Raw genomic sequence first — 13,603 nt, 5'->3', positions numbered from 1 at the left:
ACATGTCATTAAAAATAAAATCATTATTAGCTAGTACTTTATTGTTAGTTTCTATGCTTATCGCATTGCCCGCTAAGGCCTATGAAGTACATTTATGGGAAAAAGTTACAGCAAGTGACGCCGACAGCAGCAGTAACTTTGGTATTGATAATGATAGTTTTGGTGATTACGCTATCATAGGTGCCAATGCAGGGCTTAATGCTGACGGAGCTAGGGCGGGTGCTGCTTATATTTATAAGCAATTGCCTTCAGGACAATACATTGAACAAGCTAAGCTAGTGGCCAGTGATGGCTTAGCGGGTGACAGTTTTGGTAGTTCTGTTGCCATAAATGGTGATGTTGCGGTTGTTGCGGCCAATAGAAAGCCCCACTTTGGTAATGATTATATAGGCGCTATTTATATCTTTAAAAAGCAACCAAACGAGCAATGGCTTGAAATTCAAAAAATTGTGCCGAGTGAGGGGGTAATCAGTCGTAGCGGTAATAATTTTGGTCGTACAATGGCTATGTCAAACACCACTATTGTGGTAGGTGGTTATAGTGGTAACTATGGTCGTTCTGTTTACTTATACGAATTTGACGGGTCTGAATGGGCTGAAAGCCAAATATTAAAAACACCTAATGGAGGTTATGCCTTTGGGGTCAGCGTTGCCATTTCTGGCAATAATCTTGTTGTTGGTGATTACGCTGATAGTTACCAATTAGGCAAGGGGAGTGTTGGAGGTGCGTTGATTTTTAATAAAAATCAACAAGGACAATGGCATTATCAAACAACGTTAAAAGCCAGTAAGGGTTTCGACGCATCAACGTTTGGTTGGAGTGTTGGTATTGACGGCGGTACCGTAGTTGTCGGTGCTAATAGTGAGAGATCTGACATCAGTCAAAGCATCACATCTGGCGCCGCCTATGTTTTCCAGCAAGACAATTTACTAAACTGGCATGAAGTTGCCATTTTAAAGGATAATCAACTAAGCCATTGGGTAGGCTCTTCAATTGATATTGCTAATAATAATATAGTGCTTGGCGGCAGAGGTTTAGCCTCGCACTATAAAAAAAGCGTATTAGGAAACTACATACATATTGGCAATATTCAGGGCGAGGGCATGCGAGTATATAACTGGGGCGGCAATATTAACATTTCCAGCATTGGCATATTAATGGGCAATATTCATTCAAACCCCGAAACCGTGCAATCGTTTAAATTTGATTTGTCAAAAGACTGGCCAGCCTTACAAGTAAAATCTCATACTGTCTCAACTGGTGAGCTTGTTTTAACTTGGAATCCACCCATAGATACTAACCATTACATTTTAATTCAGCGTACTCCAGATGGTTTGGAAACCGAAATCGCGATAAATTCAAGCTTAGGCAAACAGACACTATATTTGCTTAGCTCCGGCGAATATCAGTTCGTGCTTAAATCTTGTAACACGCAATGTGATGGACAGACATCGGAGCCGCTAATTGTCTGGGGGGAATCAAACGTTGTGTCAGGTGAATTGGGATTAAACCATAATATTCCTACCGGAAGAGTATGGCCGCAAAGTAATTCCACTCTATTCGACTTCTCCTTATTTAAAGACTACCAAGCCAACCGATATCAACTAAGTTACAGCTATAACGATTTTGACCTGCAACCACAAACGAGTACTCAAGATATAGTGGTAGATCAACAAGGTTTTGCCATTAACGTGCCCGAAAATACCGCTAATGGTTTTATTACTTTTTATTTAACCATGTTTTTTAACGATGGCAGTTCGCAACAGCATAAAGTTACTGGTGAGCTAAAACGCTATTTGGAAGCCCCAGAAATCACCAATTTGTCTTATTCCCTAAATAACGATACCCAATTTACTGCCAGTTGGATGCCATCTCCATTAGCTGATTTTTATGATTTACAGGTAGTGTATTTTGTTAATGGTAGTAAACAGTCTTCCACTATTTCAATGATCACAGAAACCCAAAAAGAATTTAATTTACTTAACCTCTCACAAAACAAAGCCATTGAAGGCATTGTTTTTATTGAAGTGGTGGCAAAAAAACGTCATCAAGCAATAACTGAGTCAAATCGTGGTATCGCTAGGGAAGTGTTATGGCGGACACCAGATGTTGGTGGTTATCCGCCAATGCTAGAGTTACAAAATCCCACGAAAACTAAAATGACGCTAGGGGAACCGGTTAATGTGTCAGTATTGGCCTCTGATGATGGCGGTATTGCCAAAGCTATATTTAAGATATCTGGGCTTAATGTTAACGTGCCAGCAATAAATTTTTCTGATCCAGCTGGTTATGGTATCAGTCATGTTTTTAGTCATGATTTTTCCGAGTATTTTAATGGTCAAACAATCAGCTCTTATTTGTTAACAATTGACGTTTTTGATAACTATGGTAAATCGTCGCAACAAAAGTATCAATTTAGTCTTTCTGCGACCGATGTATTACCACCCCAGGTAATTAGCGTAGAAAATTTAGGTAATGCCATGTATGGCATTACCTGGAATGGTACCAATTATGCCAACAGAACTATGATTGTGGGTGTTAATGACCAAGGTGAACGATATGCGGTAACTAATGCAATAACCAACGGTTATACAAGAGTCGTCGCTAGGCACCCTTTTTCTTATTATTATATTTATGCCTGTTATTCTGGTACATGTAAAAGCAGTCAAAATTTCACTCTAAATCCCTTCGTTGATGAAAATATCTTAACACTTAAAACAGAACTATTAGGAACGGCCGTGACTAAGTAAAATACAAATGTCTTTATATTTTAACTAGATATAAAAATTGCAAATACATTTATTAATTGTTATTTTACGAGCGCATATTTTGAAGGCTACAATCAGACCTTTATGGGACATGTTATGGTTGTATTTACAGGGAACAGGGATGAAAGTAGTTAAAAGTGTACTCATTGCAGCAACAATACTTGTTGCATCGTTCAGCGCGAACGCGTCTTCAAAAATAAAATACCTCAGTGTAAAAAATGATTTTGTCTATTTTATGCTTGAGCAAGCCAAAGAGCATATCTTACCTTCTTGTGTTGCAACAGAAAATAGCCAACTCTGGGCATTTGAGTTAGCAGAAAAAGATGCCGACCAAAAACTTACCCTGTTAACCACCGCTTATGCCAGTAACTTAAGTATTTCCGTGCAAACGGCCAATACTTGCACCAATACCACGACTATTGAAAAGCCTGACGCTATAAATATTGGTTAACTGCCATTATATACTCCCTTATATTAACCGAATTTAAATACCAAGAGATTTATCATGATAAAAGTACTTCCTTTGTTGTTAACCGCTTTTGCTGTCAGCAGTTTTGCCGATTCCAACATTAGTTATTTAAGTGTAAAAAATGATGCGGTATATTTTTCTACTACCAATGCAAAGCAACATACGGTTCCTAGTTGTGGAGCAGGAGAAGACGCCAATATGTGGGCATTTTCGTTAGACGATAATATTGGAAGGGCTAAATATTCAATGCTAGTTACTGCAATTGCTAGTAAAAGCATACTTACCGTTAAACCAGCAAACACTTGCGAAATAATTGGCGTTGAAGCGCCTAGTGAACTTAGCTTTGGTCAAGAAGGTAATTTGCCTGTTGGCGCTGGTTATTATAAATCATGCAATGAAATACTCATTAACAACCCTGCAGCGCAAGACGGCCATTATACTATACAGCCCGGCACACCAGGGATAATCACCGTCTATTGTGATATGGAGTTTAGCGGTGGCTGGACTTTGGTTATGCGGGGTAAAGAAGGCGATATTCCGTCTAACTGGTCTACGTCAACTGCTTCAATTAATGTGGCAAATGATAACTCCCCCTCAGGAAACACATTTAAGTTTAGTGATGACTTAATTAATTACTTAAAGACAGAGTCTTATCGGGTGAATCACAACGGTTTAAGCATTTTCTTTAAACCCACATGTGCATACAACCATTTAGGAAAAACCGACTATTCGAGTGGTTATGAATGCGCAGTTTCATATGAATCTGAAGAATTTGTAAATCGATGGCCTTATAATGATACATATATCCCCAAATCGAGCTCAAATAGATATTACTTAGGTCTGAAAGATGTACAAGATAATGGTAATGAATCCTTTAATATAATAACTAACCATCAAACTTATGGCTGGATTGTAGCAGACAGAACATTGCGGAGAGGAACATATGCAAATGGTACCTCTTGGCGAAATGGTGCAGATTATGAAGGTTCGTTTAATTTGTGGGTACGTTAGTTGAAGTTTAATTCTTGATTTATAAAGCTCCTTCAACCTAGAGATTTAATATGAGCAAGTTATTAGCGAGTTTTGTCTGCTACTGCCTGATATATATCGTGCCATTCTCAGTTAAGGCTTCAACTGTGTGGCAAGTACCTGTATCAGACTTTATTACCACTAATAAAATTGATTTAACAAAGCCGCCACAATGTATAAATGTGCCATCTGATTCACACTTTGGTGCTACCGTTACCATTAGTTGGTGTGCTGTTGAGGGGGCTATTAAATATCAATTAGTAGGCTTAGCAGAATCGACTGTAGATATTACCCATGACAATTTGTCTTATAGTACAAATCACTTGCAACAAGGTCTTCATCAGCTCTGGTTAAGAGTCTGCTTTAAAAGTGGCTGTTCAATATATTCAGATACTTTTACTATCAAAATATCTCCACCTGAGCCACCCAGTAAACTAATAGGCATCATAAAACCAACAACAATTTTTGAAAAAGCAAATTATTTGTTAACTTGGGGTGCAACATCTAATGCGACTCATTACGAAATTGAACACAACAACGATAGTGGCACTGAAACTATCATTGTTGTAGCGACAAACTATGAAATGAGTAATGCCACTTCTAGTGATAGTTACCGTATTCGTGCATGTATAGAACAGGTATGTGGTGAATATTCAGAACCTATATCTTATCAGGTGAAATCAGCTATAGAACAAGGTCTTGAAATAACGAATTTAGTGCCGTGGGAGGGAGGTTACGCCAGCATTGACGGTGTATTTGATTTGCAATGGCAGCAACAGGTCAACATTGACCGTTACGATATAATTTATGGTTATAGCGACCTAGATACCGAAGAGTGGCTCGAACACTCCATTAATAATTTACCGGGAAATGCTTTTTCTCAGCGAATTGTATTGCCAAAAGATGTACGCAACGGTTTGGTCAGTTTTTATCTTATCCCTTATCGGCAAAATAATGCTGTAAATTCACTTAAAGTTAATGGATTAATTAAGCGACAGCTTGCAAGACCTAGCATCAGTCATTTTTCTAATATGACGGGAAAATGTGATACCACAGGAAACTGTGATCATTATTTCAAAGTAAAATTCAAAAAAATTGACCAAGCAAGCCGTTATCAAATTTTTGTTAGTTATTCAGCTTTAAAAAACGGCAATGAACAAAGGTACAGAGGAGTTTTGTATTATGATGCTGACCAATCGTCGCCAAACTATCCGTTACCAACTGAAGAAAATGGTGAATTTGTTACTGAATTTAACCTCAATTCATTAGCAGATAAAAATGGTGTAACGCCAATTGCGGGGGCTGTGCATGTTGAGGGGCAAGCAATGCGGCCAGATAGTTACCCTAGTGCAGTGCAATTACAAATAATGTCTAATTTAACAGAAACAAAAACCCTTGCTTGGCGAGAAGGGAGTAACCAGTTAGTGTTGGATGTTATAACACCTTTACCTTCTACAGTCTTTTCACTTGACGACATCATAATTGCCAATGTTTTCGCTTGTGATAAAGGAGTTAGTGGCACTTGTAATAGTAATGAGAATGGGCTTGGTATAGATTTTATTGAATATACCTTGCAAGGGCCAAAAATTGATTTTTCTTACAAAATTATGGACTCAAGTTTTAATTATTTTCAAAGCTTTGAGCCATTATTTGAAAGTAATAGCACCGCCAAAACGGGCAATTATAACTTATTCATTAATGTAGTTAACACAAGTGGAAACAACATAACCAAGTTAATTACATTTACTCGCGAAGTGGGTAGTTATAACACCCCTGTAATAAGTAATATTACAGCAGCCGAAAATAACAGCGAATATTTGATTGAATGGACTGGCTATCAACACGCCGACGTTAAACGCCTTTATAAAAAAATTAATGAAAATTTAGTTAGTATAGTTGACTATAATATAGAGCCCGAGAAATTTTCCGTAACACCAAGTAGTAACAATGAAGAGCTTTATTATATTGAAACGTGTTTTGGTACTGATTGCCACAGCGTTCAAGCTAATCACTGTACAAGTAGTGCAGCATGTGAAGTAAGAAGAAGCGAGTTTTTTTTACTCGTTCCAACAGTTCAGCCAAAAGGATTTTCTATTCGAACAGAATTGCTTGGTACGCCAATTAAATAAACTTTCGTTACCTAAAACTATCTGTTTTCAAATGAATTATTATTTTCTTGCGTAGAGACAACCAAGTTGATAAATTATCGCCCAAGTAATTGAGGGTTATTAGATAACCTTTACTGGATACTGAAAAATTACAAGGAAAAAGGATGAAAGTAGTGAAAAATGTACTCATTGCAGCAACGATATTTTCTGCATCAATAAGCGCGAACGCCTCTTCAAAAGTCAAATACCTCAGTGTAAAAAATGACTTTGTCTATTTCATGCTTGAGCAAGCCAAAGAGCATAGCCTCCCATCTTGTGTAGCTACCGAAAATAGTCAACTGTGGGTGTTTGAATTGGCTGAAAAAGACGCTGACCAAAAACTCACTCTGCTAACCACCGCTTATGCCAGTAACTTAAGTATTTCGGTAGAGTCAGCAAATGCTTGTACTAATACCACGACCATTGAAAAACCTGAAGCGATAAACATTGGCTGAACAGCTTTTTTGTAATTGATATCCCTAAAATAATGCAGACTATTTTGAATAGAGAAATAACAATGAAAAAATTATTAACTTTGCTTTTAATTGCAGTAACTAGCCAATCTTTTGCTAGCTCGAAAATTAGTTATTTAAGTGTAAAAGATGAAGTTGTCTATTTTTCAACAACTTCAGCGAAAATTCATGCAATTCCCGACTGTGTTGCAACTGAAAACCAACAAAAATGGGCTATCCCCATGGGAAATTTAAATGGCCGCGCGATGTATTCTATGTTGGTAACGGCGGTTGCAGCAAATTCCTTGGTGACCATAAACTCTAAAAATAGTTGCGACGTTACGGGATTTGAATCACCAATAGAAATTGCTCTTGGTACAGACGACGCTTTGCCGACAAGTGCTGGATTGTATAAGTCTTGTGATGAAATTGTACAAAATAATCCAACTGCACAAGATGGTTTATATGCTATTCGTCCAGGCACCGCTGGTACTATTAACGCCTATTGTGACATGGAATGGGACGGAGGTTGGATGCTTGTGATGCATGGTCAAGAAGGTGATGTTCCACTTAATTGGCATAGTCATACTACAGAGTACAATGTATTGGATAAAAACCTACCTGATGGCACCACTTTTAAGTATTCAGACACCTTTATTAATTTATTGAATAGTCACGGTTACCGAGTAACACACAATAACATGACACGATATTTTAAGCCGACATGCACATACAGGCATAATGCATCAGCAGGTGGAGATTGCATTGTTTCTTATGAAACGGCAGACTTTCAAAATCCTGCATTATATCCTTGGACACATTCTAGCTTCGGGGGGGTAGTAGGGCACTCAAAGCTATCTGGTACCAATACTTACTTTATTAATACAAGTCTTAATAGCGTCATCGGTTGGCAGGTTGGTTTAGATTCAAGCACTGAATATGCTTTGGGTGACGGGTCTCAAAAATCTAGCCCTGATATTAGTGCTTCTTTTAATCTTTGGGTTCGATAACTATCTTTGATAATAATTCTTACTTTCAGCAAATAATCGGGTTATTGTGATGATTAAGCTACTCTCCATTTTTCGATTTTCATGCATGCTTCTGTTAGCTTGTACATCGTACGTACATGCTAGCATTGGTTGGTTAATGCCTGTATCTGACTTTATCACTAAGGGTCAGTTACCCTCTATACCGATGTCAAATTGTTTGAATGTTCCAACATTTGCAGAATATCAGGAAGAGTTTCAAATATCTTGGTGTGGCGTTGACGGAGCAACAAGTTATCAATTAGTTAATCAACATGCTGAAGCTGTTTATGTGGGCGCTGCAACTTCATTTATTACTAGTAATATAGAAGGTGAGTATACATACAAAGTCAGGGCGTGTAATAGTTCGGGATGTAGTGACGATACTAGTTATCAAACCATATCAATAGCGCCATTAAAAACACCAGTAGGACAGCCGAATATTAACCTAAACAGTACCAACTATGAAGCTGTTGCCTACCAGCTAAATTGGTCGGCAGCAGAAGGCTATATTGAACATTACCAGTTAGAGATTACAGAAAACGGTCAATCAGTCATTGAAATAGTAGGCGCTCAGGATATAGCGCAATTCTTTTCTACACCTGGCGAAAGAACATATCGAGTGCAGGCATGTAACGAATCTGGTTGTGGTCAATTTTCAGAAGCCGTAACAACTAGCATACAGGCCGCAGCAACCGATGTTATTTATTTAGATAATCCTGAAAATGGTAATGGCTTACCTCAAAGCACAAACTTGAATTTCTATTTGAATTGGCAAGTACCTGAGTTAAAAGATGGTTATCTATTGCAATATTCTTACCAAACGTTTGATGGGCAGCGTCATGAAGTGGAGTTAGCTTTAGGAGCAGAAGCCGAATCTTTTCATGTGTCGTTGCCTGAAGATGCACAAAATGGTCAAGTCACCTTTTATCTCATGCCTATTGTTGATGGGGAACCGTTGTACTCGGCTAAAGTGATTGGACAGCTGCGGCGCCAACTTGCTACTCCTGTCATTACTGATTTCTCGTATAGTAGTGCTAATGACACATATTTTACTGTTGAGTGGCAAGCTGTACCGTTGGCTGATACCTATAAAGTGGAAATATTTTACCTTAGTAGCGTAGATGATTCATTAATTAGCACATCTTTTGCTAACACAGCAGACTTAAAGCGTAACTTTTCTATATCTTCGCTTGGTATTTTTCCTAAAGCAGGGACTATATATGCTCAGGTAAAAGCATCGAGCAATAATAATCAGCTAGAAGGTTCAATAAGTAGCGAGCCTTACGTTTTATCTTGGCGAACATCTGATACGGGCGGGTCAGCTCCGGAAATTACAATAAACAGTCCACGTGATTTAAATACTTATTCATTGATAGAGCCAATCATTATTTCAGCGGAGATTACCGACGATAGCGCTGTAAAGAAAGTCATAATCAAAGTACAGGGCGATAATGTAGCTCCGAGGATTAAGGATGAATTCAACCCAGTGACGGATAACCTTTACCAATTTGACCTTGCAAATATGTTAAACAATAGTCATACAGGGCGTATTTATATTGATGTTACTGCAATAGACGATTATGGCAAACAAACCATTAAATCTATTTCATTTAGACGAAATGCTGATGCCATTCCTCGTCCCGTAGTAACTGAAATTAGGTTGCTGGAAGGAAATAACTTTCAAGTATCTTGGAATGGCGAAAACAATGGTGCTACTTCAAACCATCTAATGCAAAAAACTGATGGTATTGGAGAGTGGTATCCAAGAATATATAGACACTTAAGTGCTCCAAGCTTTACTTATCCATTAATGACAGCTGATGAGAGATTGAATAGATTTTACATCAAAAGTTGTTATGGTGAAAATTGCGAAATTAGAAAAGAAAGTGATGAGTTTCAACTAAAAAACTGGTCAAGTACCGGCTCCATCATCACTATAAAAACAGAATTACTGGGAACGGTTAAGAATTAAACTTCATGTAAGACAACAGTGATTTTTTGATAGTTTAGCCTCGAATATATTGAAGGCTAAGCCCTAAATCAGGTTTTCATAGGACAAGTTAAGTTATTAATACAGGGACAAGGATGAAAGTAGTTCTAAACATACTCATAGCAGCGAATATCTTCGCGGCATCATTAGGCACGCGCAATTCTTTATCCCCTTATAAATTATCGACTATGACATAAGATAAATTATGTCATGCGAATAGACAGAAAAATTCAAACCTTTATATATTAATTAATGGCGATTTAAACATGAATAAAATATCGAGCCTAGCTCTAATTTTGCTATGTACTTTCAATAGTTATGCAGGACAAGTAAGTTTTTTAAAAGTAGAAAATGACATTTTATACTTTTCTGTAGTTAACTCGAAAACTCACTTAATACCCAGTTGTGTTACTGCTGAAAATAATGACACTTGGGCAATATCGCTTAGTGAGGGTATGGGACGAGCCATGTACCCTATGTTGATGACTGCAGTTGCAGCGAAGATCAATGTGACCGTTGAAACGAAAAACACATGTGATATAACGGCATTTGAATCACCATTAAATTTGTCTTTTGGCACACAAAATAACGCTCCAGTTAATAGCAGTATCTATGCTTCATGCGATGAAATTTTACAAAACATCCCTAGTGCACAAGACGGTATTTATACTATACAACCAGGCACAGGGCAGTTAGATGTATTTTGTCATATGGATGTTCTTGATGGCGGTTGGACATTGGTCATGCGTGGTGCACAAGATGATATTGATAATTGGAACACCACAGGTGCTCTAAATATGGAAAGTAGCAATACTGATCAAGGCGCTACCTTTAAACTTTCCGATGATTTAATAAATACCTTGGTTAATGTTGCCTACAAAGTTGTATTAGATGAATCATCTCAGCAAAAAATCCGTTATTTTAAGCCGACTTGTGTTTATCGACACGAGGTTAATAGCAACTTGTCAAGCGACTGCCATACCTCATATCCAAACATGGACTGGCGCTATGGAACAGGGGATACTCATGAACGCGGTGAATTTCAATTTTCATTGAATAGCAGACCTATTAACTATGAGTGTAGAACGGTTAGGTTTAAAACAGGTGGTTTAAGTGACGCAAGAAAATTCAGCCAAAATAATTCATGCAGTAATTACAATGGCTCTGGTAGTGCTTTCATAAGCACGCTAGCAACGGCTAGTAGCTGGTCGGGTGTGAATATCACTTCTTGGATAACTGGCCAAGGTGGGCATGGGGCATTTAACGTCAGCGGATATTCAGTCTTAGAAGAGACTATGTCTAATAGTGTTCCATCTACCTCGTTTAATGTTTGGGTTAAGTAACTCTTATTTATTGCTGTTAGCCATTTATTTGGATGCATATATCAATGGAAACAAAATTTAGTTTTTTAATTAGTGTGATGATCTTGTGGTTGTTTAGTCTGAGCATTGTAAATGCTGCAACGACTATTAATTGGATTACACCGATAATCGATTATGAATTTAAAGATGGACGAAAGCCAGTGTCGCCTCCTAATTGCGTTGAATCACCTGCAGAAGTCATTTTTCAGGAAGAATATCAAATTTCCTGGTGCGGTGTTGATGGAGCAAGTGATTACAAGCTATATGAGAACAATGCATTACTGGTATATTCAGGGCCGAAGACTAGTTACCTAATAAAAAACAATGAGGGTAATTATAACTACCAAGTTCAAGCGTGTGTTAATGATATTTGCAGTGTATTAGGCGCTATAACAACGACAATAGTTGATCAAGTGGCCATTCCATCATCTACTAATAATGTTACCTTTCCTGAAACCATTTATGAAATTGCCGAATATACCATGCAATGGCAAGCGAGCACTGGCCTTGTTAGTTATTACGAAGTAGAACAATGGATAAATGGTGAATCTGTTATTCATAAAATAGTACAAAAAGATGATAATACGCCTTTAGCAACCAATTACTTATTATCTTTGCACGAAGGTAACTATGATTTTATCGTCAGAGCTTGTAATTCATCAGGGTGTAGTGACAATAGTGATGTACAAAGCATTACTATTGAGCAAGCTCTCGTAGGCGATTTATATTTATCTAATCCTGTAAACAGTCAAAATATTCCACAGAGTACTGATTTAACCTTTAACCTTAATTGGCCGGATAACCCCGAGGTAGCGCAATACCAGTTAAGTTATAAATATCATGACCTCACACTAAGCAGTAAAACCGTCCATCAACAAATTGACGTTAGCGATATAGTCAATAGTGAGTTAAATGCTGCCGTTGTTACTTTGCCCGACGATAGCGCTAATGGGCTAGTCACATTCTATCTAACCGAATATATTGCGGGTAAACCAACAACAACCAGAAAGGTCGTTGGTAAACTTTATCGCGTTCTAGCGTCGCCAATAATTAACGCATTTGGTGCTAATAATACTAACGACACTTCTTTTACTGCAAGTTGGACATCGGTAGCGCTAGCGGATAACTATACATTGGAAGCTATCTTTTACCGAGATGGTAAAAAAACGACTATCTATATCTATAATATTAACGGGACAAGTAAAGGGTTCAATATCGCTACTTATGGCGGCTTGCCCGACGATGACCAAAAGATAACGCTGTATGTTATTGCTCAAAAAGCAAATGGTGCTTTGCAACAATCTTGGAAAGGCTTACCTGCTGAGGTCGCTTGGCGCACGGAAAATACAGGGGGTACTAGGCCTGTTATTACATCATTTACCCCTGAAAATAATACCAGTATCGGTATTGACGATGCCTTTATATTAACCGCAACTGCCGAAGATGACGGCTATATTGATAAAGTTATTTTTGAAGTGACGGGCGAAAACATTAACCAGATGAAAATTGTAGAAAATCCGCCCTTTATCGCTGATTTCACGTCATCCTTTAATGGCTCAATGTTTGGTCAATACAACCTAAAAGCAACGGCCTATGATAATTACTTAAAAATTGCTTCAGAATATCGCGTAGTCACTCGCAATGCTGCGTCAATTAACTCGCCTATCGTTGAAACAATTAGTCAGCAAAATGATGGCAAATATAATATTCAGTGGCGAGGCTCTGATAGTGCATTGGTTAATCATTTGTTTAAAGTGAGCACTAAAGCTCGCAGTCTTATCAATAGCCCTTATATTAACGATATTTCAAAATCAGTAACGCTAACACCAAGTAACAATGAAAATGACTTTTATTACATTCAAAGTTGTTATGGTGCTGGAGTTAGCTGCTTGCCTAGAGCATACAGCGATTACTTTCAGTTAAACCTTCAAGCGACTATACCGCCAGAAATACCGACACTATCGTTGGAAAGTTTACCAGATAGAACAGGCAGTTTTACTTTAAGCATTGGAGCTCGAACTGACTTTGTAACTCTCAGTTTATTTGAGAAAATGGATGTCGATACAGATGTGTTATTGCTAACAGATATTAGTCAAACAGAGATCCCTTTAGCAAGTAATGTGATAGGTGAGCACTATTACTACCTTCAAGCATGCAATACGGCTGGCTGTGTTCAGTCTCTACCTGTAAAAGTCAGTGTTTGGGGTAATTCCATCATCATTCATACAGATCTGCTAGGCACTGCAATAGAAACAAGTACAAGTAACTGATGATTCATTTGCTAAGATAATCGGAAAATGAATCTAATAATAAAAAATAGTCAACTATTTTAACTAGATATAATAATTGCAAAAAGTAT

9 protein-coding genes are annotated in these 13,603 nt (G+C 37.8%); all 9 read left to right on the top strand.

Features of this window, described 5'->3' with window-relative positions; all coding sequences use genetic code 11:
- Positions 1-2 precede the first annotated feature (2 nt).
- Positions 3-2,750, top strand: a complete 2,748-nt coding sequence (locus ACE1OF_RS04370; protein ID WP_448893025.1) for a hypothetical protein — start codon at positions 3-5, stop codon at positions 2,748-2,750.
- A gap of 139 nt (positions 2,751-2,889) precedes the next feature.
- Positions 2,890-3,219, top strand: coding sequence for a hypothetical protein (locus ACE1OF_RS04365; protein ID WP_448893024.1), 330 nt, complete (start codon positions 2,890-2,892; stop codon positions 3,217-3,219).
- Positions 3,220-3,273: 54 nt separating this feature from the next.
- Complete coding sequence (locus tag ACE1OF_RS04360; protein ID WP_448893023.1) at positions 3,274-4,248, top strand: fibrinogen-like YCDxxxxGGGW domain-containing protein; 975 nt, start codon at positions 3,274-3,276, stop codon at positions 4,246-4,248.
- A 50-nt stretch (positions 4,249-4,298) separates the two neighbouring features.
- Positions 4,299-6,395 carry a hypothetical protein gene (locus tag ACE1OF_RS04355; RefSeq protein ID WP_448893022.1) on the top strand — a complete coding sequence of 699 codons (2,097 nt, stop codon included), beginning with the start codon at positions 4,299-4,301 and terminating at the stop codon, positions 6,393-6,395.
- Positions 6,396-6,538: 143 nt separating this feature from the next.
- Positions 6,539-6,868, top strand: coding sequence for a hypothetical protein (locus ACE1OF_RS04350; protein ID WP_448893021.1), 330 nt, complete (start codon positions 6,539-6,541; stop codon positions 6,866-6,868).
- Between the two features lie 62 nt (positions 6,869-6,930).
- Positions 6,931-7,875, top strand: coding sequence for a fibrinogen-like YCDxxxxGGGW domain-containing protein (locus ACE1OF_RS04345; protein ID WP_448893020.1), 945 nt, complete (start codon positions 6,931-6,933; stop codon positions 7,873-7,875).
- Between the two features lie 49 nt (positions 7,876-7,924).
- Entirely contained in the window at positions 7,925-9,865 is a 1,941-nt protein-coding gene (locus ACE1OF_RS04340; RefSeq protein ID WP_448893019.1) for an Ig-like domain-containing protein, read from the top strand.
- A 284-nt stretch (positions 9,866-10,149) separates the two neighbouring features.
- Positions 10,150-11,226, top strand: coding sequence for a fibrinogen-like YCDxxxxGGGW domain-containing protein (locus tag ACE1OF_RS04335; RefSeq protein ID WP_448893018.1), 1,077 nt, complete (start codon positions 10,150-10,152; stop codon positions 11,224-11,226).
- Positions 11,227-11,270: 44 nt separating this feature from the next.
- The gene (locus ACE1OF_RS04330) at positions 11,271-13,514 is read left to right on the top strand and encodes a hypothetical protein (RefSeq protein ID WP_448893017.1); all 2,244 of its coding nucleotides are present in this window, start codon (positions 11,271-11,273) and stop codon (positions 13,512-13,514) included.
- Positions 13,515-13,603: the final 89 nt, after the last annotated feature.

Source organism: Colwellia sp. E150_009 (assembly GCF_053543955.1).
This window is presented reverse-complemented; position numbering and strand designations above follow the sequence as displayed.

Excerpts from the sequence above, each read along its gene's own strand:
- ACE1OF_RS04370 (WP_448893025.1), top strand. The coding sequence starts at position 3 with ATGTCATTAAAAATAAAATCATTATTAGCTAGTACTTTATTGTTAGTT.
- ACE1OF_RS04365 (WP_448893024.1), top strand. The coding sequence starts at position 2,890 with ATGAAAGTAGTTAAAAGTGTACTCATTGCAGCAACAATACTTGTTGCA.
- ACE1OF_RS04360 (WP_448893023.1), top strand. The coding sequence starts at position 3,274 with ATGATAAAAGTACTTCCTTTGTTGTTAACCGCTTTTGCTGTCAGCAGT.
- ACE1OF_RS04355 (WP_448893022.1), top strand. The coding sequence starts at position 4,299 with ATGAGCAAGTTATTAGCGAGTTTTGTCTGCTACTGCCTGATATATATC.
- ACE1OF_RS04350 (WP_448893021.1), top strand. The coding sequence starts at position 6,539 with ATGAAAGTAGTGAAAAATGTACTCATTGCAGCAACGATATTTTCTGCA.
- ACE1OF_RS04345 (WP_448893020.1), top strand. The coding sequence starts at position 6,931 with ATGAAAAAATTATTAACTTTGCTTTTAATTGCAGTAACTAGCCAATCT.
- ACE1OF_RS04340 (WP_448893019.1), top strand. The coding sequence starts at position 7,925 with ATGATTAAGCTACTCTCCATTTTTCGATTTTCATGCATGCTTCTGTTA.
- ACE1OF_RS04335 (WP_448893018.1), top strand. The coding sequence starts at position 10,150 with ATGAATAAAATATCGAGCCTAGCTCTAATTTTGCTATGTACTTTCAAT.
- ACE1OF_RS04330 (WP_448893017.1), top strand. The coding sequence starts at position 11,271 with ATGGAAACAAAATTTAGTTTTTTAATTAGTGTGATGATCTTGTGGTTG.